The 23,626-nt window shown below is 72.9% G+C and carries 21 protein-coding genes and 1 tRNA gene; 11 read left to right on the top strand and 11 right to left on the bottom strand.

The annotated features are described in order from the left end of the window. Positions 1–43: 43 nt before the first annotated feature. From OG559_RS07205 to OG559_RS07195, 3 genes are all read left to right on the top strand, one after another. Positions 44–124, top strand: a tRNA-Leu gene (locus tag OG559_RS07205). Positions 125–244: 120 nt separating this feature from the next. After that, the gene (locus tag OG559_RS07200; protein WP_405113658.1) at positions 245–1,063 is read left to right on the top strand and encodes a Bax inhibitor-1/YccA family protein; all 819 of its coding nucleotides are present in this window, start codon (positions 245–247) and stop codon (positions 1,061–1,063) included. Between the two features lie 175 nt (positions 1,064–1,238). After that, complete coding sequence (locus OG559_RS07195) at positions 1,239–2,027, top strand: Bax inhibitor-1/YccA family protein (RefSeq protein ID WP_405113656.1); 789 nt, start codon at positions 1,239–1,241, stop codon at positions 2,025–2,027. A gap of 40 nt (positions 2,028–2,067) precedes the next feature. Here OG559_RS07195 and tnpA read toward each other — a convergent pair whose 3' ends face one another. Beyond that, positions 2,068–2,484 carry an IS200/IS605 family transposase gene (gene tnpA, locus OG559_RS07190; protein WP_405113654.1) on the bottom strand — a complete coding sequence of 139 codons (417 nt, stop codon included), beginning with the start codon at positions 2,482–2,484 and terminating at the stop codon, positions 2,068–2,070. Positions 2,485–2,506: 22 nt separating this feature from the next. Between tnpA and OG559_RS07185 the strand changes: the two genes are divergently transcribed. Together OG559_RS07185 and OG559_RS07180 are read left to right on the top strand one after the other, a co-directional pair. Then, positions 2,507–3,811, top strand: a complete 1,305-nt coding sequence (locus OG559_RS07185) for an RNA-guided endonuclease InsQ/TnpB family protein (RefSeq protein WP_405113652.1) — start codon at positions 2,507–2,509, stop codon at positions 3,809–3,811. After that, a complete protein-coding gene (locus OG559_RS07180; protein ID WP_405113650.1) occupies positions 3,808–4,128 on the top strand; it encodes a hypothetical protein in 321 nt (106 codons plus the stop codon). Before OG559_RS07185 ends, OG559_RS07180 begins: the two co-directional genes overlap by 4 nt. Before the next feature lie 42 nt (positions 4,129–4,170). On the opposite strand, the gene OG559_RS07175 is transcribed toward OG559_RS07180, so the two are convergent. The 3 genes from OG559_RS07175 to OG559_RS07165 all read right to left on the bottom strand — a co-directional run bounded on the left by OG559_RS07175 (position 4,171) and on the right by OG559_RS07165 (position 7,428). Next, the gene (locus OG559_RS07175; RefSeq protein WP_405113648.1) at positions 4,171–5,433 is read right to left on the bottom strand and encodes an acetyl-CoA C-acetyltransferase; all 1,263 of its coding nucleotides are present in this window, start codon (positions 5,431–5,433) and stop codon (positions 4,171–4,173) included. Between the two features lie 115 nt (positions 5,434–5,548). Next, entirely contained in the window at positions 5,549–6,379 is an 831-nt protein-coding gene (locus tag OG559_RS07170) for an SGNH/GDSL hydrolase family protein (protein ID WP_405113646.1), read from the bottom strand. Then, positions 6,376–7,428, bottom strand: a complete 1,053-nt coding sequence (locus tag OG559_RS07165; RefSeq protein ID WP_350880891.1) for an SGNH/GDSL hydrolase family protein — start codon at positions 7,426–7,428, stop codon at positions 6,376–6,378. Before OG559_RS07165 ends, OG559_RS07170 begins: the two co-directional genes overlap by 4 nt. Positions 7,429–7,558: 130 nt before the next feature. On the opposite strand from OG559_RS07165, the gene OG559_RS07160 reads away from it, so the two are divergent. The 3 genes from OG559_RS07160 (at position 7,559) to OG559_RS07150 (ending at position 10,562) form a co-directional block, all read left to right on the top strand. Continuing rightward, on the top strand, positions 7,559–7,915 hold the full coding sequence (locus OG559_RS07160; protein WP_161687133.1) for a YkvA family protein: 357 nt from the start codon (positions 7,559–7,561) through the stop codon (positions 7,913–7,915). A 75-nt stretch (positions 7,916–7,990) separates the two neighbouring features. Beyond that, the gene (locus OG559_RS07155; RefSeq protein ID WP_396669415.1) at positions 7,991–9,361 is read left to right on the top strand and encodes a cystathionine beta-synthase; all 1,371 of its coding nucleotides are present in this window, start codon (positions 7,991–7,993) and stop codon (positions 9,359–9,361) included. Positions 9,362–9,578: 217 nt separating this feature from the next. Next, positions 9,579–10,562: a hypothetical protein gene (locus OG559_RS07150; protein ID WP_405113643.1), complete on the top strand. Its 984-nt coding sequence runs from the start codon at positions 9,579–9,581 to the stop codon at positions 10,560–10,562. A gap of 199 nt (positions 10,563–10,761) precedes the next feature. On the opposite strand, the gene OG559_RS07145 is transcribed toward OG559_RS07150, so the two are convergent. From OG559_RS07145 to OG559_RS07125, 5 genes are all read right to left on the bottom strand, one after another. After that, positions 10,762–11,280, bottom strand: a complete 519-nt coding sequence (locus tag OG559_RS07145) for a GNAT family N-acetyltransferase (RefSeq protein ID WP_405113642.1) — start codon at positions 11,278–11,280, stop codon at positions 10,762–10,764. Continuing rightward, positions 11,277–12,206 (bottom strand): ribonuclease Z, encoded by a 930-nt coding sequence (locus OG559_RS07140; RefSeq protein ID WP_405116439.1) that lies wholly within the window; start codon positions 12,204–12,206, stop codon positions 11,277–11,279. Before OG559_RS07140 ends, OG559_RS07145 begins: the two co-directional genes overlap by 4 nt. Before the next feature lie 349 nt (positions 12,207–12,555). Then, positions 12,556–13,743: an osmoprotectant NAGGN system M42 family peptidase gene (locus OG559_RS07135; RefSeq protein WP_405113640.1), complete on the bottom strand. Its 1,188-nt coding sequence runs from the start codon at positions 13,741–13,743 to the stop codon at positions 12,556–12,558. After that, positions 13,740–15,575: an N-acetylglutaminylglutamine synthetase gene (gene ngg, locus OG559_RS07130; protein WP_405113638.1), complete on the bottom strand. Its 1,836-nt coding sequence runs from the start codon at positions 15,573–15,575 to the stop codon at positions 13,740–13,742. Before ngg ends, OG559_RS07135 begins: the two co-directional genes overlap by 4 nt. A gap of 2 nt (positions 15,576–15,577) precedes the next feature. Further along, the gene (locus OG559_RS07125; RefSeq protein ID WP_405113636.1) at positions 15,578–17,362 is read right to left on the bottom strand and encodes an N-acetylglutaminylglutamine amidotransferase; all 1,785 of its coding nucleotides are present in this window, start codon (positions 17,360–17,362) and stop codon (positions 15,578–15,580) included. A gap of 303 nt (positions 17,363–17,665) precedes the next feature. On the opposite strand from OG559_RS07125, the gene OG559_RS07120 reads away from it, so the two are divergent. Then, positions 17,666–19,342, top strand: coding sequence for a PKD domain-containing protein (locus tag OG559_RS07120; RefSeq protein ID WP_405113634.1), 1,677 nt, complete (start codon positions 17,666–17,668; stop codon positions 19,340–19,342). A gap of 37 nt (positions 19,343–19,379) precedes the next feature. Here OG559_RS07120 and msrA read toward each other — a convergent pair whose 3' ends face one another. After that, entirely contained in the window at positions 19,380–20,039 is a 660-nt protein-coding gene (gene msrA / locus OG559_RS07115; protein WP_405113632.1) for a peptide-methionine (S)-S-oxide reductase MsrA, read from the bottom strand. A 384-nt stretch (positions 20,040–20,423) separates the two neighbouring features. Then, complete coding sequence (locus tag OG559_RS07110) at positions 20,424–20,834, bottom strand: HIT family protein (RefSeq protein ID WP_405113630.1); 411 nt, start codon at positions 20,832–20,834, stop codon at positions 20,424–20,426. Between the two features lie 123 nt (positions 20,835–20,957). Here OG559_RS07110 and OG559_RS07105 point away from each other — a divergent pair, with 123 nt between their 5' ends. Beyond that, complete coding sequence (locus tag OG559_RS07105) at positions 20,958–22,100, top strand: cystathionine gamma-synthase (protein ID WP_405113628.1); 1,143 nt, start codon at positions 20,958–20,960, stop codon at positions 22,098–22,100. Positions 22,101–22,116: 16 nt separating this feature from the next. Next, positions 22,117–23,529: an amidase gene (locus OG559_RS07100; protein ID WP_405113626.1), complete on the top strand. Its 1,413-nt coding sequence runs from the start codon at positions 22,117–22,119 to the stop codon at positions 23,527–23,529. The last annotated feature ends 97 nt before the right edge of the window (positions 23,530–23,626 follow it).

The raw sequence follows: 23,626 nt of genomic DNA, 5'->3' as shown, positions 1-23,626 counted from the left end.
ACGGTGACACTGCACCGATGCGTCGGCGCGTCGGCGTGGCCCCGCCCGGGTGGTGGAAAGGCAGACACGGCCGCCTTAAAAGCGGCTGCCGCAAGGCGTGCGGGTTCGACCCCCGCCCCGGGCACCTCGCCTCTCAGCTTCTTCACAGCTCCTGCCTCGCTCCGTGATCTCCACGGCGTCGAGCGCGGCGTTTACCCTTGAAGGGCACGTTCACGTGCGACGACCCCCTGAGGGAGGCCAGACAGTGAAGACTTCGAACCCGGTGCTCGCCCGACTCGGCCAAGCGGCCGAGCGGGAGCGCGCCACCGGGTACGCCCCGACCGGGCCCTACGGGCAGCCCGGATATCCCCCACAGCAGTACCCGGGCGCGACCGGCTACCCGGCCGCGCCGCCCACCGTGACGCCGATGTCCATCGACGACGTGGTGGTCAAGACCGTCACGCTCCTCGGCATCCTCGGCGTGTCCGCCGCGGCGGCCTGGGTGCTCGTGCCGGACTCGCTGCTCCGCGTCGCCTGGATCGGCGCCGCGGTGGTCGGCCTGGCGCTCGGCCTGATCATCTCGTTCTCCCGGATGGCGAATCCGGCGCTGGTCATCGCGTACTCCGTCGTCGAGGGCGTCTTCGTCGGCATGGTGAGCAAGGCCTTCAACTCGCTCTACGACGGCATCGTGCTCCAGGCCGTGGTGGCCAGCTTCGGCGTGTTCTTCCTGATGGCCATGCTGTACAAGGCACGGGTCATCCGGGCGACGCCCAAGTTCGTCCGTGGCATGGTCGCGGCGATGGTCGGCCTCTTCGCGGTGATGATGATCAACCTGGTGCTGGCGCTGTTCGGCGTCAACACGGGCCTGCGTGACGGCAGCCCGCTGGCGATCGGCTTCAGCCTGGTCTGCATCGTGGTCGCGTCGCTGAGCTTCGTGCTCAGCTTCGCGGAGATCGAGGAGGGCGTCCGGATGGGGCTGCCCCAGCGCTACTCCTGGACGGCCGCGTTCGGCATCCTGGTCAGCCTGGTCTGGCTCTACATCGAGATCCTGCGCCTGCTGAGCTTCTTCCAGGGCGACGACTGACCCGCGTCGCCGACCGGCGCCCGCCCCCGCGACCCGCGGCGGCGGGCGCCGTCGTCTGCGGGCCGGCCGTCGCCCGCCACCGGCCCGGCCGGGAGCGGGCCCCGGCGTTTGCCCGCCGCCGCCAACGCCGCCGGGGCAGAGTGACTGCGAGGGGTACGTCGGTCAGGAGGTGACGGTGCGCAGTTCCAACCCGGTGTTGGACCGGCTGGACGACACCCGCCGGCGGGAACGTGAGGTGCTCGGGCTCGGCGGCGCCGAAACGATGACCGTCGACGACGTGGTGCTGCGCACCGTCGGGCTGCTGCTGCTCACCGTCGCCACGGCGGCGGTGGCCTGGTTCGTCGTCCCGCAGGCGGTGTGGATCTCCGCCGCGCTGGCCGGCTCCGCGCTGGCCGCGATCGCGCTGGCGCTGGTCATCTCGCTGCGCGGCAGCACCAACCCGGCGCTGATCGCCGGGTACGCGGTGCTCCAGGGGCTGCTGCTCGGGGTGGCCAGCCGGGCGTTCGAGCTGGTCTACCCGGGGATCGTGGTGCAGGCCGTGGTGGGCACGTCCGGCGTCTTCCTCGGCATGGCGCTGCTGTACCGGGCCCGGGTGGTCCGGGCCACCCCGCGGCTGGCCCGGCTGGTGGCCGGCACGCTGCTCGGGATCGTCGCGATCGGCGTGGTCAACCTGGTCGCGTACCTGCTGACCGGCCGGCAGGGGGTGGAGGTGTACAGCCTGACCGCCGGTGTCGGCTGGCTGTCGTACCTGTTCTCGGTGGTGGCGATCATCGCCGGCGCGTTCAGCTTCATCCTCGACTTCGACCTGGTCGAGCGGTCGGTCCGCGCGGGCCTGCCCCGCCGGTACGCGTGGTACTGCGCGTTCGGGCTGCTCGCCGGCCTGGTCTTCCTCTACTGGCAGCTGCTGCGACTGCTCAGCTACCTGCGCCGCGGGCCAGTGCTCCGCCCTTCAGGGCGGGGGTGAAGGCCCGCGTTGGGAGGGCTGTCAAGGCCCGAGCAGTGTTTCAGACCGGGCGGTTCTGTTGCTCGATGTAATCACGCACGACGCTCAGGGGTGCGCCGCCGGCGGAGCCCGCGAAGTAGGAACCCGACCAGAGCTTGTTGGTCTGGTAGTAGTGGCGTGCGAGGTCGGGGAACTCCTGCCGCATCCGCCTGCTGGACACGCCCTTGAGGCTGTTGACCAGCTTCGCCAGGGCGACCTTGGGCGGGAAGTTCACGAGCAGGTGGACGTGGTTGTTTTCCCCGTTGAACTCGACCAGCTCGGTTTCGAAGTCGGCGCACACCGCCCGCATGATTTCGCCCATCCGGGCGAGGTGTCGGTCGCCGAACACCCTGTGCCGAAACTTGGTGACGAAGACCAAGTGGGCGTGCAGAGCGAAAACGCAGTGTCTACCAGTGCGGATGTTCTCATTTTCAGCCATAGACCAATGGTATGTTGATCTGGTGCGGCTCCGTTACCACTACCGGGTCTACCCGGACACCGCCCAGTGCGAAGCGCTGGCCCGGTCGTTCGGGTGCGCCCGCGTGGTGTTCAACGACGGGCTGCGCGCACGGCAGATGGCCAGGGAGAACGGCGAGAAGTACCTGGCGGACGCCGAGTTGTCGAAGCGGATCACCGAGGCCAAGGCGACACCGGAACGGGCGTGGCTTTCCGAGGTGTCGTCGGTTGTGTTGCAGCAGGCCTTGGCCGACCTCAACACGGCGTACCGCAACTTCTTCGCCTCGATCAGCGGCAAACGCAAGGGCCGCAAGGTGGCACCGCCGAGGTTCCGTTCCCGCAAGGACAACCGGCAGGCCATCCGGTTCACCAGGAACAGCCGGTTCAAGGTCCTGGACAACGGTCGCCTGCGCCTGCCGAAGATCGGCGACGTGCCGGTCCGTTGGTCGCGGACCCTGCCGTCCGAGCCCAGCTCGGTCACGGTGATCAGGGACGCGGGCGGCAGGTACTTCGCCTCGTTCGTCGTCCAGACGTGCGAGGACGAGGTACTGCCCGAGACGGACTCGGAGGTCGGTATCGACCTGGGTCTGACCCACTTCGCGGTCCTCTCGGACGGCACGAAGGTGACGGCGCCGAGGTTTCTGCGCCGCGCGGCCCGCAAGCTGCGCCGGCTGCAACAGGATCTGTCCCGCAAGCAGCGGGGCAGCCAAAACCGCAAGAAGGCCGTCGTGAAGGTCGCCCGTGTTCATGCGCGAGTGGCCGACACCCGGCGAGACTGGCAGCACAAACTGTCCACGGCGATCATCCGCGACAACCAAGCGGTGTACGTCGAGGACCTGTGCGTGATCGGTCTCGGCCGGACCCGGCTCGCGAAGTCCGTCCACGACGCCGGATGGGCTTCGTTCACGAGCATGTTGGAGTACAAGGCCGCCCGATACGGGCGCACCTTCGGCCGGGTGGATCGGTTCTTCCCGTCCACCCGGATGTGCTCCGACTGCGGCCGGATCAACTCGAAGATGGCCCTGGACGTCCGGGCGTGGGACTGCCCGTGCGGCAGCCACCACGACCGGGACGTCAACGCCGCCATCAACATCAAGGCCGCCGGACGGGCGGACTTCAACGACCGTGGAGCGCAGGTAAGACCAGCAGCGATGCTGGCACCGCGCCGCGAAGCGGTAACCCACCCGAACGCCACGTGTTCCACACACAGCGCAGAGGGAATCTCCGCCCTTCAGGGCGGAGAGGATGTCAACTGCGCCGCTGACTGGCCGGCGGCCGGCCGACGGCCTTTCGTAGACTCGGTGCGGTGAGCGCAGCGGAACTGGACCGGGCGGTGGGACTGCTGGTCCGTCAGATCGGGCACTGGCAGCAACCGCGCTGGGCGGCGGCCGCCGGGGGTGGCAACGTGGCCCGGGCCGACCTGGTGCACCGGCTGGTGCAGGAGCTCGCGAACCTCGCCGCCGACGCCGAGGGGCAGCCCCGCCGGGCGGTGCCCCGGCTCGGCAACGACCTCGCCCTGCCCGACCAGCTCCGGGTGGTCACCGCCGACCTGCTGGCCGCCGGGCCGGCCACCGACCTGCTGGCCCGGGCCGCCGCCGAGGTGACGGCGACCCGTACCGTGCTCTGACTGCCGCCGTGCCGGGCCCGGTACCCGCCCGGCCCGCCGGCGTCAGCCGAGGCGCTCGAGCACCATGGCCATGCCCTGGCCGCCGCCGACGCACATGGTTTCCAGGCCGACCGACCCGTCGTGCCACTCCAGGGCGTTGAGCAGGGTGCCGGTGATCCGGGCGCCGGTCATGCCGAACGGGTGGCCGACGGAGATCGCCCCGCCCATCACGTTCAGCTTCTCCTCGGGGATGCCGAGCTGCCGGTAGGAGGGGATCACCTGGGCGGCGAACGCCTCGTTGATCTCGACCAGGTCGACGTCGTCGATGGTCATGCCGGCCCGCGCGAGCGCCTGCCGCGACGCCTCGACCGGACCGAGGCCCATGATCTCGGGGGACAGGGCGGTCACCCCGGTGGAGACGATTCGGGCCAGCGGGGTGATGCCCAGGTCCCGGGCCCGCTGGGCGCTCATGATCACCACGGCGGCCGCACCGTCGTTGAGCGGGCAGCAGTTGCCGGCGGTGACCCGGCCGTCGGGGCGGAACACCGGCTTCAGCCCGGCGACGCCCTCCAGGGTGACCCCGGCCCGGGGCCCGTCGTCGCCGTCGACCACGGTGCCGTCGGGCGTGGTGACCGGGGTGATCTCGCGGGCCCAGAAGCCGTCGGCGATCGCCTTCTCGGCCAGGTTCTGGCTGCGTACGCCGAAGGCGTCCATGTCGGCGCGGGTCACGTCGTGCACCTGGGCCAGGTTCTCGGCGGTCTGTCCCATGGCCAGGTAGATGTCGGGCAGTTCGCCGGACTCTCGCGGGTCCGTCCAGACCTCCGGGCCGCCCTGGGCGCGCTGCGTCGACCGCTCCCGTGCCGCCGCGAAGCGGGGGTTCTCCCAACCGCCACCCACCAGCGCCTGTGCCTCGGGCGGCAGCCCGTCGGAGTTGCCCCGGGCGTACCGGGAGACCATCTCGACCCCGGCGGAGACGAACACGTCGCCCTCGCCGGCCCGGATCGCGTGCATCGCCATCCGGGTGGTCTGCAGCGAGGAGGCGCAGTACCGGGTGAGGGTGGCGCCCGGCAGGCCGTCCAGGCCCATCAGGGTGGCGACCACCCGGGCCATGTTGAAGCCCTGCTCGCCACCGGGCAGGCCGCAGCCCAGGTAGAGGTCGTCGATCTCGGCGGGGTCGAGCTGGGGGACCTTGTCCAGGGCGGCCCGCACGATGGTGGCGGCGAGGTCATCGGGGCGGACGTCGCGCAGGGAACCCTTGTGCGCCCGGCCGATGGGGGAGCGGGCGGTGGCGACGATGACGGCGTCGCGGGACGACTCGGTCGGCATGAACCAACGTTAACTCGCCGGTAACATGCCGGGGAAGCGTCCCACCCGGCGGGAAATGTCACCCCGCACACCGCACACCGCACCCCGGAGCCGGCGGTGCCGCCGGGGCCGGCGGTCAGTGGCGGGAGGCGACGTTCGCCGCGGCGGCCACCGCCGGGATCAGCGCGTGCGCCCAGATCCGGTACCCGTCGGCGGAGGGGTGGAACCCGTCGTGGCAGAAGGTGCCGGCGTCGGCCCGGAACACCGGGCCGGTCTCGGTGCCCAGGTCGACCACGGTGCCCCCGGCGTCGAGCACGGCGACGGTCTGTGCCCGGGCCACCCGCCGGCCGGCCCAGCCGACCACCTGCCGTAGCGGTGGGGCGATCGCGTGGACCGCCCCCAGGTCGGGGCAGGTGCCGACGACGACCTCGACGTTCGCCTCGCGCAGTCGCCGCACGGCCGCCCCCAGGTACGCCCCGGCCTCCGCCGGCCGGCGCAGCGCGGTGGCGTCGTTGGCGCCGATCAGGATCACCGCCACGTCGGGGCGCGGGCCGAGCAGCGCCCGGGCCACCTGGGTGGCCAGGTCGGTGGAGCGGGAGCCGGACACCCCGACGCTGGACAGGTGCACCTGGCGGCCCGCCGGCCCCTCGGCGAGCAGGTGGGCGAGCTGCCCGCCGACGGTGTCGCCCAGCAGGCCCACGCCGACTCCGAGGGCGGACGAGTCGCCGAGCAGGACCAGCCGCAGCGGCGGCGCGCCCGGCCGCCCCACCGTGGCACGCAGGGCCAGCCCAAGCTCCGGCTGGGCATACCGGCGGTTGCGGGCGACGAACGCCTCGCCGGCGAGGACGGCCGCGCCGCCGATCGTCCCGGCGATCAGGGACAGGGCCGCAGCCCGGCCCAGCCGGAGGGCGAGTTCCGCGCCCAGACCCCGGTCCCCCGCGCCGTGGCTACCGCTGTGCTCGGTCATGGCCGTCCCTCCAGTGTGGGTGAGTCGGCGGCCGGGCCGGGTTGCGGCACCGCGCCGACGCCGAAGAAGGCCCGCCGGCGCAGCTGCGCCCATCGCCCGCCCGGACCCCGGTCGCGCCCGTGGACCTGGGTGGCGCTGACCTCTGTGCCCGCGTGCCGAGCCGCCTCCTGGGCGGCCTCAGGCAGCGACCGTACGCCCTCCCCGCGCGCGAGGCCAGGGCGGCGCTCCTGCCCGGCGCCGAGCGCCGAGAGCACGGTCGGCAGCAGCGCGGCGGCGGCCATCGCGTACCCCTCGGCGGAGGGATGGAACCGGTCCCAGGCGAACATTCGGGTCGGCTCGGCGACGAACCGGGGACCGAGCAGGTCGGCGAGGGAGACCGTCCAACCGCCCGCCTCGACCACCGCCACCGTCTGGGCGGCGGCGAGCTGCCGGCTCCACCGCCGGGCCAGCCAACGCAGCGGCGGCTGGATCGGCCGGATCGCCCCGAGGTCGGGGCAGGTGCCGACCACCACCTCGCACCCGCCCTCGCGTAGCGCGTGGACCGCGTCGAACAGGTAGCGCACGGCCAGGCTCGCCGGGGCACGGTTGGTGACGTCGTTGCCGCCGATCAGGATCACCGCGACGTCCGGCTGGTGCTCCAGCGCGGACTCCACCTGCGGCTTGAGCCCCGACGAGATGGCGCCCACCACGGCGAACCGGTGCAGCCGCACCGGGCGGTGCAGGCGGCGGGACAGCCCGGTGGCCAGCAGCGAACCGGGGGTCTCCCGGCGGCGGTGCACCCCGTACCCGGCGGCGGTGGAGTCGCCGAGGATCACCACGGTCAGCGGCGGGCCGGGGAGCTTCGCGCCGTAGACGCCGTCGCAGCGGGGCGGGGGTGCCTCGGCCATCGGAATGGTGCGGCGGGCCTGCCGGGCCTGGCCGATCAGCACCCCGCCCGTGGCGACGGCGGCAGCGGCGGTGGCGCCCGTGCCGAGCGCCGCCAGGCGGGCGACCCGCCGGGCACGGCGCCAGCGCGGACCGACCGGTACGGCGGAACCAGCGACCCCCATACAGCGACATTATCGCGCCGGCACGACATGCCGCTGTCGTCGTGCTGCCCTCTGCGATGCCTGGGATCCGACGGTTGCGGGTATTCCTTGCACCGACACCGCACGATGTCGGGCGGAGAGGGGTGTGGAGATGGGAAAGACACTGAAACGTGGCGCGGCGTTCACGGCGTTGGCCAGGGCGCTGTCCTCCGGGGCGAGGGGCGGCCCGTCGCTGGGCGCCCGGCTGGGGGCGCTGCCCCGGATGATCCGGGCCACCACCCGGGGCGAGTACGACGGCGGCCTCCGGCTGGCCCTGATGACCGCGGCGACGGCGTACATCGTCTCGCCGATCGACCTGCTCCCGGAGATCCCGCTGGCGATCTTCGGGCTGGCCGACGACGCGGTCATGGTCACCTGGCTGGCCGGTGCCGTGCTGGCGGAGACCGAGCGGTTCCTGGAGTGGGAGACCCGCCGCAGCTCGGTCATCCCGGGGCATGTGACGCCCTGACGGCACGTACCCTGGGCGTCGAATCAACGTCTGCCCGGCCGCCGTCGCCGGCGCCGTAACGGAGGGCACAACGAGGTGCAGTACTACGACAATGTCGTCGAGATGATCGGCAACACCCCGCTGGTACGGCTGCGCAACGTCACCGAGGGCATCCGGGCGACCGTGCTCGCGAAGGTGGAGTACCTCAACCCGGGCGGTTCGGTGAAGGACCGGATCGCGCTACGGATGGTCGAGGACGCCGAGGCCGCCGGGATCCTGGGGCCGGGCGGCACCATCGTTGAGCCGACCAGCGGCAACACCGGCGTCGGGCTGGCCCTGGTGGCCCAGCTCAAGGGCTACCGGTGCGTGTTCGTCTGCCCGGACAAGGTCAGCCAGGACAAGCAGGACGTGCTGCGGGCGTACGGCGCGGAGGTGGTGGTCTGCCCGACCGCCGTCGCGCCGGAGGACCCGCGCTCCTACTACAACGTCTCCGACCGGCTGGCCCGGGAGATCCCCGGCGCGTGGAAGCCCGACCAGTACAGCAACCCGGCCAACCCGCGCTCGCACTACGAGACCACCGGCCCGGAGCTGTGGAAGCAGACCGGCGGCGGGCTGACCCACTTCGTGGCCGGGGTGGGCACCGGCGGCACCATCTCCGGCATCGGCCGGTACCTGAAGGAGGCCTCCGACGGGCGGGTGCGGATCGTCGGCGCGGACCCGGAGGGCTCGGTCTACTCCGGCGGCACCGGCCGGCCGTACCTGGTCGAGGGGGTCGGCGAGGACTTCTGGCCCGAGACGTACGACCGGAGCATCACCGACGAGATCGTGGAGGTCTCCGACAAGGCGTCCTTCGAGATGACCCGGCGGCTGGCCCGCGAGGAGGGGCTGCTGGTCGGCGGCTCCTGCGGGATGGCCGTGGTCGCCGCCCTGGAGGTGGCCCGCGCCGCCGGCCCGGACGACGTGGTCGTGGTGCTGCTGCCGGACAGCGGCAAGGGGTACCTGTCGAAGATCTTCAACGACACCTGGATGGCCCGGTACGGCTTCCTGGACAACTCGGGCAGCGAGCCGACCGTCGCCGACGCCCTCGCCAGCAAGCCGGGCGGGCTGCCCGAGCTGGTGCACGTGCACCCGACCGAGACGGTCCGTGACGCCATCGACTACATGCGCGAGTACGGCGTCTCCCAGCTCCCGGTGCTCAAGGCCGAGCCGCCCGTGGTGACCGGCGAGGTGGCCGGCTCGATCGCGGAGCGGGACCTGCTCGACGCCCTGTTCACCGGTCAGGCTCACCTGCACGACACGATCGAGCGGCACATGGCCGACCCGCTGCCGATGATCGGCGGCGGCCAGCCGGTGAGCGAGGCGGTCGCGCTGCTGGAGAAGTCCGACGCGGCGCTGGTGCTGGTGGACGGCAAGCCCAAGGGCGTGCTGACCCGGCAGGACCTGCTCGCCCACCTCGGTGCCCACTGACCGACCGCGCACACTGACCTGACCGCGCACACTGACCTGCCGGGCCCAGGCTCGGCCTGATCCGGCGACATGCCGCAGGGCCCCTTCCCCGACCGGGAAGGGGCCCTGACCCGTTACACAGCAGGCGCACAAGTTCGGCACAGGACCCGCCCAACCCCTCGGCCTAGCGTCGGTGCCGGATCGGTTGATCCGTCATCGAGCCACCCCGGGAGGACCCATGCGTCACGACCTCGACCACCACGAAGGGCAGCGGGTCAGCCGTCGTCGGCTGATCGCCGGCGTCGGCTCGATCGGGCTGGCCGGCCTGCTGGCCGCCTGCGGACGGGACGACGGGGCCGTCACCGCGTCGACTGGTGAGACCGTGACGCCGCAGGCCACCGCCGGCACGTCGGGCGACCTGGCCGCGCTCTTCGCCGACGCGAACACCTGCACGCTGACCGCGAGCACCACCCAGGGCCCGTACTACTTCGACGCCGACAAGATCCGTCGCGACATCCGGGAGGACCGGCCGGGCACCCGGCTGCGGGTGGCCATCCGGGTGCAGGACAGCGAGAAGTGCGCTCCGCTGCCGAACGCCGTCGTGGAGATCTGGCACTGCGACGCGGCAGGGCTGTACTCGGGCGCGGAGGGCCAGTCGACCGGCGGCGGTGGCGCGCCCGGCGGGACTCCGCCGAGCGGTGCGCCCGGCGGTGGGCCGGGTGGGACTCCGCCGAGCGGTGCGCCCGGCGGTGGGCCGGGTGGGACTCCGCCGAGCGGTGCGCCCGGCGGTGGGCCGGGTGGGACTCCGCCCAGTGGTGCGCCCGGCGGTGGGGCCCCGGGTGGCGGCTCCGAGGGGCAGGCGGCCGACCTCACCCCGACCGACGACAAGCGGTACCTGCGCGGGGCGCAGGTCACCAACGCCGACGGAATCGTCGAGTTCGTCACCGTCTGGCCGGGTTGGTACCGGGGCCGTACCGTGCACATCCACGCCATGGTGCACGTGAACAACAACCGGGTGCTCACCACCCAGGTGATGTTCGACGAGGCGCTCAACACGAAGGTCTTCGCCGCGGCGCTGTACGCCTCGCACACCGGGCGGGACACCTTCAACGACAAGGACAACATCTACGCCGACAGCATGCTGATGAAGGTCGTCGAGGACGGCGACGGCTACCTCGGCGTGATCAACTTCTCGGCGGACTCGGACCGGAACGGCGCCTGACCCCGCCCGGGTTCGTCGCTGCGTCTCAACCGTCAACGGCACCGCGCCCGGACCTTGGACCGTTGTCGTTCAGGGTGAACGAAAAGTGTCCAAGAATCGCGATTCAGGGTGAGCGGCTCGGCCCTGGGTTGGCACGCGCGGCGCTGGGGGGAGGGGGGAGGGGCGGAGATGACCCCCGGTGTGAAGCTGGGGTCAGTGCTCACTGGAACGACAGCTCGCGGGCGTAGCGGAGCTGGGGGACGCGGGCCGTGCCGACGTGCTCCTCGCGGCGCTCGCCGGTGGGCTGCCAGCCGCCGCGCTCGTAGAACCGGCGGGCGTGGGCGTTGGACTCCAGCACCCACAGCACCGCCCGGCGCCGGCCCCGGTCGCGCATCGTGGCCAGCGCGTCGGCCATCAGCGCCCGGCCGGTGCCCCGGCCCTGCTCGGCCGGGTCGAGGTGGATGGCGTTGAGCAGGCCGGTCGCCGGATCGTCCTGGTCGTCCGGGCCGAGGTAGCTGAACCCGACCAGCCGGCCGTCCCGCTCGGCCACGGTCATCAGGTGCTCGTCCCGCTCCCACGTCCACCGCTCGGCCCAGTACGCCCCCATCGCCTCCGGCGTCGGATCCGCGAGGGCCTCCGCCGGCAGGAACGACGAGTACGCCGCCACCCGGGACCGCTGGTGCAGCGCCCCCACCGGGCGCAGGTCGTCGGCGGTCGCGTGGCGCAGGGTGATCGTCACCCGCCCGAGGCTACCCGCCGGGGCGGCACCGGCACGGTCATCAGGTCCTCGGCGATCACCAGCTCACCGGCGAAGTGTTCGCGGGCCTCGTCGGCGAAGCGCCGGGCGTCGGCGTACCGCTGGGAGAAGTGGGTGAGCACCAGCGTGCGTACCCCCGACTCGGCCGCGACCCGGGCGGCCTGGCCGGCCGTGAGGTGCCCGACCTCGGCGGCGAGCGCGGCCTCGGAGGCCAGGAACGTCGACTCGATGACCAGCAGGTCGGCGTGCTCGGCGAGGGCGTACACCCCGTCGCAGAGCCCGGTGTCCATCACGAAGGCGAACCGCTGCCCCGGCCGGGTCACGCTCACCTCGTCCCGGGTCACGCGGCGACCGCCGACGTCCAGGTGGCCGACGCGGAGCAGCTCCCCGACGGCCGGCCCGGCGATGCCGTACGCGGCCAGCCGCTCCGGCAGCATCCGGCAGCCGTCCGGCTCGACCAGCCGGTAGCCGTACGTCTCGATCGGGTGCCGCAGCCGACGGGCCTGGAGCGTGCCGGCGCGCAGGGCGAACCGCTGCCCGTCGGCGGTGATCGGCTCGACGACCAGCTCGGCGGTCTCGTGGAAGCTCGACGCGTGCCGCAGCCGGTCGAAGTACTCGGCGCCGCCGGCCGGGAAGTGCACCGCCACCGGGCGGGGCACCCGGTCCAGGGAGAGCCGCTGGATGGTGCCGGGCAGGCCGAGGCAGTGGTCGCCGTGGAAGTGGGTGACGCAGATCCGGGTGAGGTCGGTGGCGGTGACGCCGGTGTGCAGGAGCTGCCGCTGGCTGCCCTCGCCCGGGTCGAAGAGGATCACCTCGTCGTCCCAGCGCAGCACGTACCCGTTGTGGTTGCGTGCCCGGGTCGGTGCCTGACTGGCCGTCCCGAGCACCACGAGTTCGCGCATCGACACAATGCCCCCGGTGAGCATGGAGCGACCCCCGGGGCTTCCGTGCTCGCGCACGGGCCGGCTGGACTGGGCCGGCACCCCGGGGGTCGGGTGGCTGTCGTGGTTTCGCCGCACCGCTGCCACACGGTCTCGACGATGGTGCATGCCCGCCTCGCGGCGGACAGGGTTCTCACTGTCGAGGACAGCGGCTAGCGGACAGCCACCTCACGAGTCCGATTGCTATACAACTTTGGACCACCTCCCTTCACGTGTACGGCCACGCTACCCACTCCCCGGGGGCGGCAGCAACGGATTTGATTCACAGGGCCGACGGGAACAAGCGCGGGCCGGGCCGTGGCAGCCCTGGCCTGGCTCAGTCGGTGATCCCGATCGGGCCCTCTCGTGGGCCCTCCTCGCTGGCCGGCTGCACCGCCAACGACGGGAAGTCGGCCAGGTCACCCTCCGGCTCGGCGTCCCACTCGGGGAAGACCAGGTCGCTCTGGAGGTACAGGCAGAGCAGTTGGGTCAGGTGGCTCAGCCCGTCGAGATGGGTGCGCTCGTGGCCGTGGGTGGCGTCCACCCCGAAGCCGAGCAGCGCCACCCGGGCGTGCGCGCCCGCCTCGACCGCCGCCGCCACGTCCGAGCGGTAGTACTCGAAGACGTCCCGGACCAGGTCCACCCCGTGCTCGCGGGCGATCGCCGCCAGGTTGCGGGTGAGGTGGTAGTCGAACGGGCCGACGCCGTCGCCCATCGCCAGGGTGGCCGCGTCCTCCCGGGACTGCTGCCCGGGGGCGACCACCGCGGCGTCCACGGAGACGATCTCGGCGACGTCCGGGTCCAGGCCGTGGCTGGCCCCGTGCCCGATCTCCTCGGTGACCGTTACCAGCAGGTGCGCGGTCACCGCCGGGGTCACACCCGCGTCGATCATCGCCTTGAACGCGGTCAGCACCGCCGCCACCCCGGCCTTGTCGTCCAGGTGCCGGGACTTGACGTACCCGCTGGGGGTGACCGTCGGGTTGGGCAGGAACGCCACGAAGTCCCCGGCGTCGATGCCGAGGGCGCGCAGCCCGGCCTCGTCGGTCACCGGCTCGTCGACCCGGACCTCGACCTGTTCCCAGCCGACCCCCTGGAGGTCGACGGCCTCGTTGTAGCGGTGCCCGCTGGCCTTGAGCGGCAGCACCTGGCCGGTGACCACCCGGTCCAGGTCGTCGGTGAAGATCCGCACGTGTGCGCCCTCGGCGAACCGGGCGCTGTGCGTGCCGATCTGCATCAGCTCCAGCCGGCCGTTCTCCTTGAGCCGCTTCACCATGCCGCCGATGGTGTCGGTGTGCACCACGATCGCCCGGTCCGCGCCGGTCTGCCGGGGGCCCGGCAGGCAGGCGCTCAGCGCGCCGCGTCGGGTCAGTGTGGAGGAGATCCCGAACGCGGAGAGGCGCTCGCCGACGTACTGCTGCACGTGGTCGGTGCGCCCGGACGGGCTCGGGATCTCCAGCAGCTCCAGCAGCACCTGGCGGAGGTAGTCCAGGTCGATCTTCAGCGGGACGGGCTTGCGTGCGGTCATGCCTGAGAGCTTGCCGCACCCGCCGGTGACCAGAGGCGTTGCGGTGCCCGCGTGCCGGGGAAGAGCAGGTCGACGAAGCGCTCGGCGGTCGGCTGCGGCTCGTGGTTGGCCAGGCCGGGCCGCTCGTTCGCCTCGATGAACACGTGCTCCGGCCGGTCAGGGGCGGGAACCAGCAGGTCAACCCCCGTGACCGGGATGTCCAGCGCCCGGCTGGCCGCCACGCACGCCTCGGCGATCTCCGGGTGCAGCTCGCCGGTGACGTCGTGGATCGTGCCACCGGTGTGCAGGTTCGCGGTCCGGCGGACGGTCAGCACCGTGCCCTCGGACAGCACGTCGCGCAGCTCGTACCCGGCCTCGGCGACCACGTCCCGGGTCATGTCGTCCACCGGGATGCGGGACTCACCCCCGGTGGCGGCGGCCCGGCGGCGGCTCTGCCGCTCGATCAGCTCGGCGATGTCGTGCACCCCGTCGCCGGTCACCTGCGCGGGCCGGCGGACGGCCGCGGCGACCACCTCGTGGTCGATGACGATCACCCGCAGGTCCTCGCCGTCGCGCATCTCCTCGACGAGCACGTCCGGGCAGAAGCCCCGGGCCAGCGCGACGGCGGTGGCCAGCGCCTCCGGGGTGCGCACCCCGACGGTGATGCCGTTGCCCTGCTCCCCGCGCGCCGGCTTCACCACGACCCGGCCCACCTCGGCCAGGAACGCGGCGTCGGCGTCGTCCCCGGTCGCGGTCCGGCCGCGCGGCACCGACAGGCCCGCCTCGGTGAGGATCCGCCGGGTGACCCGCTTGTCGTCGCACCGGCTCATCGCGACCGCCGAGGTCAGCTCCGACAGCGACTCGCGGGTGACGATCGTCCGACCGCCGTTGCTCAGCCGCAGCTCGCCCCACTCGGGGTCGGTGACCTCCACCCGGATGCCCCGGCGCATCGCCTCGTCGGCGACGATCCTCGCGTACGGGTTGAGCCGGTCGTACCCCTCCGGCGTCGAGGGCAGGAAGAGCGGCGCGTTGATCGGGTTCTTCCGCTTCACGCAGAGCGTGGCGGTGCGGTAGAAGCCGAGCCGCTCGTACAGCCGGATCGCCCCGGTGTTCTCGGCCAGCACCGACAGGTCGACGAACGCCCGGCCGCGCCCGGTGAGCCGGGTGGCCAGCTCGGTGAGCAGAGCCTGGCCGGTGCCGGGCGGGGCGGTGTTGAAGTCCACGGTGAGGCACCACAGGCTGGCGCCGTTGTCCGGGTCGGCGAAGACCGCGACGTGGTCCACGCCGGTGATCGTGCCGACCACGTCCCCGGTGGCGTCCTCGGCCACCAGGTGCAGGAACCGTTCGGTGCGGGCGTTGTCGACCAGCACGTCGACCGGGGCGGTGACCATGCCGTTGCGGGCGTAGATCCGGTTCACCGCGTCGGCGTCGTCGGCGTCGTGCAGCGTTCGGATCCGCAGCCCGGGCAGGGCGTCCTCCTCGCCGGCGGCCGGGCTGCCGGCCGGGCTGGCGGGGAGCCGCAGCCGGTACGTCAGCGACGGGTCGATGAACAGCTCGTCGGGCAGCCGGGACACCAGCACGTGCGGGTCGCGCAGGTAGATGCAGATGTCCCGGGCACCGGCGGCCTCCGAGCGCAGCACCGCGGCCACGGCGGCCTGGTCGGCGAAGGTCTGGCCGAAGACCAGCCGGCCCCAGCCGCAGTCGAGCACCACGCCGTCGCCCCCGGTGGGCCGTTCCGCCTCGGCGGGGGCGGGAGCCACGGGGTCCCCGCCCGGCCCGACCCGCTCGCGTCGCCGGCCGAGCACCCGTTCCCGGTCGGTGGGTGCCGCCCCGGTCGCCAGTGTGTCGCTCACCGTCAGTCGATTCCGTGGCTCTGGAGCCACATTTCCAGGAGTCCCAGCTGCCACAGCTTGTTTCCGTTCAACGGGGTCAGTTCGGCGTTCGGGTCGGACAACAGCGCGTCGACGTACTCGGTGCGGAACAGGTTGCGGCGGCGGGCCTGCGGCGCGTGCAGCGCGTCGCGTACCCGGTCGAGGAGCTTGCCCTCCAGATGGGTGAGGCCCGGCACGGGGAAGTAGCCCTTCGGCCGGTCGATGACCTCGTGCGGCAGGACCCGGCGGCCGATCTCCTTCAGCACGCCCTTGCCGCCCTGGGCCAGCTTCAGCTCCGGCGGGCAGCTCGCGGCCAGCTCCACGAACTCGTGGTCGAGGAACGGCACCCGGGCCTCCAGCCCGTGCGCCATGGTCATGTTGTCGACCCGCTTCACCGGGTCGTCGGTCAGCATGACCTGGGTGTCGATCCGCAGGCCGGCGTCGACCGCCGTCTGCGCGCCCGCCCGGGCCAGGTGGGCGGCCACGAACTCCCGCGCCGGGTCGCCGTCGGCCAGCCACGCCGGGTCGAGGACCCGGGCCAGCCCGGCCCCGTCCCGGTCGAAGAACGCCTTCGCGTACGTCTCGACGGCCCGCTCCCGGTCGACCCCGGCCAGCGGCGGGTACCAGTGGTAGCCGCCGAGGATCTCGTCCGCGCCCTGGCCGGACTGGACCACCTTGACGTGCTTCGACACCTCCTGGCTGAGCAGGTAGAACGCCACGCAGTCGTGGCTGACCATCGGCTCGCTCATGGCCGCGACGGCCGCCTCCAGGGGCGGCAGCAGGTCGCGGGCGGCCACCCGGATCTGGTGGTGGTCGGTGCCGAACTTCTTCGCCACCAGGTCGGAGAAGACGAACTCGTCGCCGGAGCGCCCGCCGACGGCGTCGAAGCCGATGGAGAACGTGGACAGGTCGCGTTGGCCCTCGCCGGCCAGCAGGGCCACCACCAGGCTGGAGTCCAGCCCGCCGGAGAGCAGCACGCCCACCGGGACGTCGGCGACCATCCGGCGGCGCACCGCCGTGGTCAGCGACTCCAGCAGGGCGTCCTCCCAGTCGCGGGCGGACCACCCGGCCCGCTCCTCGTGCCGGGTGAAGGACGGGTCCCAGTAGACCCGCTCGCGGCTGGTGCCGTCCGCCTCGTACACCCGGACGGTGGCCGGGGGCAGCTTGGCCACCCCGCGCAGGATCGTGCGCGGCGGCGGCACGATGCTGTGGAAGCTCAGGTAGTGGGCGAGCGCCACCGGGTCGATCGTGGTGTCCACGCCGCCGCCGGCCAGCAGGGCCGGCAGAGTGCTGGCGAAGCGCACCACGCCCGGGGCCTCGGCCAGGTAGAGCGGCTTGATGCCGAGCCGGTCCCGGGCCAGCACCAGCCGGCCGGTGTCCCGCTCGCTGATCGCCACGGCGAACATGCCGACCAGGTGGTCGACGAAGTCCGGCCCCCACTCGGCGTACGCCTTGACGACCACCTCGCTGTCGCCGGAGGAGAAGAACCGGTGGCCCTTGGCCTGGAGTTCCTCGCGTAGTTCGCGGTAGTTGTAGACGCAGCCGTTGAAGACCCCGGTCAGCCCGGACGCCGGGTCGACCAGCGGCTGCCCGCTGGCGGCCGACAGGTCGATGATCTTCAGGCGGCGGTGGCCGAGGGCGGTCGGGCCCTGGGACCACACCCCGCTGTCGTCGGGGCCCCGGTCGCTCATCGTGGCCGCCATGCGCTCCACCACCGCGACATCGGCCCGCGAGCCGTCGCGGCGAAATTCCCCAGCCAGTCCGCACATGGCAGACAATGCTGCCAGAGGTGAGTGCGGTTCGCCTGTTGAGATGATGCCGTCGTCGTTACGTGCTTGCTAAAATGCGCGCCGCCGCATCCGGGACGGCTCCCGCGCGGGCGTTCGCACCCCGCCCCGGCACCCTGCCCGGTTCGCCCGGCCGACCGGTTGTGACAAACGCCGCACCGGTGGAACGGCATCCGCCGCCCGTCGCCCGTACCCGCCGATCGGTCCCGCCCCACCAGCACCGGGTGCCGGGTTTCCACCCCGACGGGGCATGGAGTCGAGTTCGTTCCCGTGCCACGCTCGCCGGTGAGCCACGAGGAGGCGATGCTGATGCGCGCGACGACGCGACGACGGGTTGTCCGGACGGTCGGCCGGCTCGCCGTGGCCACCACGCTGGCCGCCGCCGGGGTGCTGGTCGGGGCGTCCCCGGCGCAGGCGGTCGCCACCCGGACGGTGGCCTTCTGGAGCATGGACGAGCCGGCGGGCGCCACGGTCCTCGCCGACAGCAGCGGCAACGGCCGGCACGGGACCGTCGGGACCGAGGTGGCCACCGGGGTGCGCTACGCGGGCGCGACCGCCCACCGGTTCGCGTACCACAACCCCGTCGACCACGAGTACGTGCCGGGACACGTCGACCTGGTGCCGGCGAGCAACGAGTTCAACCCCGAGGCCGGGGACTTCTCGTTCACCATCCGGTACCGCACCACGCGCTCCTTCGGCAACATCCTGCAGAAGGGGCAGGGCAACACGGCCGGCGGCTACTGGAAGTTCGAGGCGCCCGCCGGCAAGCCCCGGTGCATGTTCCGCGGCGGCGACGGCGCGACGCGCACCGGCTACACGGGCACGTCCATCGCCGACGGGCAGTGGCACACGGTGACCTGCAACCGCACCTCGACGTACGTCGAGATGTACGTCGACGGCGTGCGCACCAGCCGGCTCACCGGCCCCACCGGGACGATCGCCAACAACTGGCAGCTCTCCGTCGGCGGCAAGAGCGCCTGCGACGGGGTGGACGTCACCTGCGACTACTTCGCCGGCGACATCGACTGGATCAGGCTCCTCAAGGGCTCCGGCGGCGCGGCCAACACCCCGCCCACGGCCCACCTCGCGCCGTCCTGCGCAGGGCTGGCGTGCACGTTCTCGGCGGCCGGCTCCACCGATGCCGACGGGGCGGTCCAGGACCACGCCTGGGCCTTCGGCGACGGTTCGACCGCCGACACGGACAGCGTTCCGAGCACCACCCACACGTACGCCGAGGCGGGCACCTACCCGGTCACGCTCACCGTCACCGACGACCGGGGCGCCACCGGCACCGCCACCCTGGACGTCACGGTCGCGCCGCTGCCGGAGCTGATCTCGTACGTCGGGCAGGCCACCGCAAACGCGAACGTCACGAACCACTCCGTCGGGGTGCCCCCGGGTGTCCAGGCGGGCGACGCGCTGCTGCTGTTCCTGAGCCAGAACACCCACGCCACCACCGGCGAGCCGACCGGGGTGACCGGCTGGACCCGGCTGGACCGCCTCGACGGCGGCTACGCCACCACCACGGCCTGGTGGAAGGTCGCCGGCGACGGTGACGCGGGGTCGACCGTACGGGTCGCCCTCGGCACGCAGTCGAAGGGCAACCTGGTGCTCGCCGCGTACCGGGGGACCGACCCGACCGGCCCGGTCGCCGGGCACGCCCGGGCCACCGACCCGGCCAGCTCCGCCGTCCGGATCACCCCGACCACCCCGGTCACCGCCGAGCGGGGCTGGGCCGTGTCGTACTGGCTGCACGGCGACTCCACGTCCACGGCGCTGACCGCCCTGCCCGGCGTCCAGGCGCGCGGCAACAGCTCGCAGACCGGCGGCGGCCGGGTCACCGGGCTGCTCGCCGACTCCGGGGCCTCGGTGCCGACCGGCGCGTACGGCGGCCTGAGCGCGACGGGCGCGGCGGCCAGCACCACGACGACCACCTGGACCGTCGTCCTCCGGGCGGGCTGACGCCGGCCGGAACCGCCGGCCGGCGTCAAGCCGCCGGTCAGGCGGTGCGGGCCACGCCGACCGGGCAGCTCAGCCCGTTCGGCCCGTGGTTGCAGTACCCGTTCGGGTTCTTCGTCGGGGCGAGGTACTGCTGGTGATGGTCCTCGGCGAAGTAGTAGTCGCCGAGCCGGTCGATCTCCGTGGTGATCTCGCCCTTGCCGGCACGCGCCACGATCGGCGCGAACGCGTCCCGGGACGCCTGGGCGGTGGCGAGCTGGTCGTCGCCGGTGACGTAGATCGCCGACCGGTACTGGGTGCCCACGTCGTTGCCCTGGCGCATGCCCTGGGTCGGGTCGTGGTTCTCCCAGAAGACCTTGAGCAGGTCCTCATAGCTGATCACCGTGGGGTCGTAGACCACCTGAACCACCTCGGCGTGCCCGGTCCGGCCCGAGCACACCTCCTCGTACGTCGGGTTCGGCGTGGTGCCGCCCGCGTAGCCGGCGGACGTGGTGAACACGCCCGGCAGCGTCCAGAACAGCCGCTCGGCGCCCCAGAAACAGCCCATGGCGAACACGGCCACCCGCGAGCCCGCCGGGAAGGGGCCCTTGAGCGGGGTGCCCAGCACCTCGTGCCGATCCGCGATCGGCATCGCGATGAGGCGACCCGGCAGGGCCTGGTCGGGGGTGGGCAGCTCGGGCTTCGTATGGCGCAGGAACACGATGGAACTCCTCTCGTACCTCTCCCCGCGTGCAACACCGCCGGGCCCGCCTTCCTTACCCACTTCACCCGCACCCAGGCGAGATCCCGCATCGGAGCGGAGGCGAGGAGGGCTGCAGCCGTTGGCGTCGCTACTCTCGGCCACCATGCCTGCCGGCAAGGGTGCGCCCTCTCGCCACTTTGCTCTGCCTCCTCATCCGCAACAGTTACCTTCGGTGACGAACTGCTCCGGCGAGGTCGGCGGCCGCCCCCGTGTTCGCAATGGTCAGCGCGGTGTTGCGGATGAGGCGGCAGAGCAAAGCGAGGGCGGGGTGTCGCCACCGCCAGCCGTTGACGTCACGTAGCGTTGCGACGCACTGTCAGTAGGGCGGGCCGAGGGACCGCGTCAGAGGGCTGCCGTGATGCGGGCGGCGTAGGACTCGGCTTCGGCGTCGTCGGCGTAACGGGTGCGGGGCCAGAAGAAGCCGCGCAGGCCGTCGCCCTTCGTCCTCGGCACGACGTGGGTGTGCAGGTGCGGCACGGACTGGGACACCCGGTTGTTCATGGCCACGAACGTGCCGCCGGCCCCCAGACCGGACTCCACCGCCACGGCGAGCCGCTGGACCAGCCCGAAGTAGCCGGCCAGCGCGCCCGCCGGCAGGTCGGCCAGGGTGACCAGGTGGGTGCGCGGCACCACCAGCACGTGTCCCCGGAACACCGGCCGGGTGTCGAGGAAGGCGATCCCGTCCGGGGCGTCGGCCACCCGGAACGCCGGCACGTCGCCCGCCACGATCCCGCAGAACACGCACCCGCCCATCCGGCCAGGCTAGCCCCACCGGTACCGGTCGACGCCGCGCCGGTCGTGCGGAGGGAAAGGGAGCCCTTCTCCACCGGAGGCGTTGACCGTGATCCCTTCCGTCCACCGACTAACGTCTCGGGCATGAGTCACGGCTTCGACACGCTCGCCATCCATGCCGGACAGGACCCCGAGGCCCGCACCGGCGCGGTGATCCCACCGATCTACCAGACCAGCACCTACGCCCAGGACGCCGTCGGCGCGCCCCGGCAGGGCTATGAGTACAGCCGCTCCGGCAACCCCACCAGGGATGCGCTCCAGGAGTGCCTCGCCGCGCTGGAGGGCGGCCCCGTCGGGCTCGCCTTCGCCAGCGGCCTGGCCGCCGAGGACACCCTGCTTCGTGCCGTCTGCAAGCCGGGCGACCACGTGGTGATCCCGGACGACGCGTACGGCGGCACGTACCGACTGTTCGCGAAGGTGTCCGAGCGGTGGGGGCTGGCGTACACCCCGGCTAAGGTCTCCGACGTCGATGCCGTGCGGGCCGCGATCCGGCCCGGCACCACGAAGATCGTCTGGATCGAGACGCCGACCAACCCGCTGCTCGGCATCGCCGACATCACCGCGCTGGCCGCCGTCGCCCACGACGCCGGGGCGCTGCTGGTGGTGGACAACACCTTCGCGTCGCCGTACCTGCAGCAGCCGATCTCGCTCGGCGCGGACGTGGTGGTGCACTCCACCACCAAGTACGTGGGCGGGCACTCGGACGTCGTCGGCGGTGCGCTGGTGGCGGCCGACCGCGGGCTGGGCGAGGAACTGCGCTTCCACCAGAACGCGATGGGCGCGGTCAATGGCCCGTTCGACGCCTGGCTGACCCTGCGCGGCATCAAGACCCTGGGCGTCCGGATGGACCGGCACTGCGACAACGCCGAGCGGATCGCCGCATACCTGGACGGGCACGCCAAGGTTGCTCAGGTCATCTACCCGGGCCTGCCGTCGCACCCCGGGCACGAGGTGGCCGCCAAGCAGATGCGCCGGTTCGGCGGCATGATCTCCTTCCTCGCCGCAGGCGGCGAGGAGCACGCCGTGGAGATCTGCAACCAGGCAAAGTTGTTCGTGCTCGCCGAGTCTCTCGGCGGGGTGGAATCCCTGATCGAGCACCCGGGTCGGATGACACACGCAAGTGCTGCCGGCTCGCCGCTTGAAGTTCCCGGCGATCTCGTGCGACTGTCTGTCGGCATCGAGACGGTCGACGACCTGCTCGCCGACTTGGAGCAGGCGCTGGGCTGACCGCTGGCTGGGGAGGGTGGCCGTGCAGGACATCATGCCGACCTGGGTGGGTGCGACCGCGAAGCAGATCGCCCGCGGCGTACGGCGGGGTGACGTCTCCGCCACCCAGGTCGTGGCCGACCACCTTGACCACATCGCCCGGGTCGACGCCGACCTCGCCGCGTTCCGCACGGTGCGCGGCGGGGAGGCGATCACCGAGGCGGAGAAGGTCGACGAGCAGGAGGAACTGGCGAACCTGCCGCTGGCCGGGGTGCCGGTCGCGGTCAAGGAGAACACCCCGGTCGCGGGCCTGCCCACCTGGAACGGCTCGGCCGCCGTGCGCAGCGCAGTGGCGGAGGCCGACCACGAGGTGGTCCGGCGGCTGCGCGGCGCGGGCGCGGTGATCCTCGGGGTGACCCGGATGCCGGAGCTCGGCCTCTGGGCGCTCACCGACGACGGCAGCGCGGTGACCCGCAACCCGTGGGACTCCGGGCGCACCCCGGGTGGCTCCTCCGGCGGGGCCGCCGCCGCAGTCGCCGCCGGGCTGGTGCCCATGGCGCACGGCAACGACGGCCTCGGCTCGATCCGCATCCCGGCGGCCTGCTGCGGTTTGGTCGGGCTGAAGCCCGGCCGGGGCGTGGTGCCCTGCCAGCTCGGTGCCGACGACTGGTTCGGCCTGACCGAGCACGGCATGCTGACCTCCACGGTCGCCGACGCGGCCGTCGGCTTCCAGGTGCTCGCCGGCCGGCCGCAGGAGAAGCTGGTCCCGCCGCACCGGCTGCGGGTCGGCGTCTCGCTGCGGTCCCCGGTGCGCGGCATCTCGCCGGACGCGCCCAACCGGGACGCGGTGGCCGCCGCCGGCCGGCTGCTCGCCGCCGCCGGCCACGACACCGTTCCCGCCGACCCGGTCTACCCGACCCGGCTCGGTCTCCAGGGCATCGCCACCTGGTTCGCGGCGGCCGCCGCCGACGTGCGGGCCGCCGGCCTCGACCGGCGCGACCTCCAACGGCGCAACCGCCGGCACGTCGCGCTGGGGGAGTGGGCGCACCGCCGGGGGTACGTCCGGGAGGCCGACCGGATCGCTTGGCGCGAGCGCTCGATCGGCTTCTTCGCCGACCACTCGGTCGACCTGCTGCTCACCCCGGCGCTGGCCGGCCCGCCGCCGGAGGCCACCGGCTGGTCCGGCCGGTCCTGGAGCGCGAACATGAAGGCCAGCATCCGGTACGCCCCGTACGCCGCCCCGTGGAACATCGCCGGGCTGCCCGCGATCGTGGTGCCGGTGGGCCGCCGCCCCGACGGGCTGCCGGTTGCGGTGCAGCTCGTCGGCCCGCCCGGCTCGGAGCTGCTGCTGCTCGGCGTCGCCGGCCAGTTCGAGCTCCAGGCGCCCTGGACCCGACACGCCCCCGGCTACCCCCGGGTCGTTGGGACGGGGTCACGGGCCACCGCTTGATCGTCTAGCGTGTGCGCTCCTGACCGACGCGCACACCCGGACGGACCACATGTGGTGCCACCGCCGTCGCCGCCGGGGCGGTGCCGTCGGTATCCGC

This window comes from Micromonospora sp. NBC_01405 (assembly GCF_045040155.1).
In the GTDB taxonomy this organism is placed as follows: domain Bacteria; phylum Actinomycetota; class Actinomycetes; order Mycobacteriales; family Micromonosporaceae; genus Micromonospora.
This window is presented reverse-complemented; position numbering and strand designations above follow the sequence as displayed.

Bases quoted from the DNA above. Each gene is read 5' to 3' on its own strand.
- OG559_RS07175 (WP_405113648.1), bottom strand. From the start codon at position 5,433: ATGCCGACCGAGTCGTCCCGCGACGCCGTCATCGTCGCCACCGCCCGC.
- OG559_RS07125 (WP_405113636.1), bottom strand. From the start codon at position 17,362: ATGTGCGGACTGGCTGGGGAATTTCGCCGCGACGGCTCGCGGGCCGAT.
- OG559_RS07170 (WP_405113646.1), bottom strand. From the start codon at position 6,379: ATGACCGAGCACAGCGGTAGCCACGGCGCGGGGGACCGGGGTCTGGGC.
- OG559_RS07160 (WP_161687133.1), top strand. From the start codon at position 7,559: ATGGGAAAGACACTGAAACGTGGCGCGGCGTTCACGGCGTTGGCCAGG.
- tnpA (WP_405113654.1), bottom strand. From the start codon at position 2,484: ATGGCTGAAAATGAGAACATCCGCACTGGTAGACACTGCGTTTTCGCT.
- OG559_RS07110 (WP_405113630.1), bottom strand. From the start codon at position 20,834: ATGGGCGGGTGCGTGTTCTGCGGGATCGTGGCGGGCGACGTGCCGGCG.
- OG559_RS07165 (WP_350880891.1), bottom strand. From the start codon at position 7,428: ATGGGGGTCGCTGGTTCCGCCGTACCGGTCGGTCCGCGCTGGCGCCGT.
- OG559_RS07105 (WP_405113628.1), top strand. From the start codon at position 20,958: ATGAGTCACGGCTTCGACACGCTCGCCATCCATGCCGGACAGGACCCC.
- OG559_RS07150 (WP_405113643.1), top strand. From the start codon at position 9,579: ATGCGTCACGACCTCGACCACCACGAAGGGCAGCGGGTCAGCCGTCGT.
- OG559_RS07135 (WP_405113640.1), bottom strand. From the start codon at position 13,743: ATGACCGCACGCAAGCCCGTCCCGCTGAAGATCGACCTGGACTACCTC.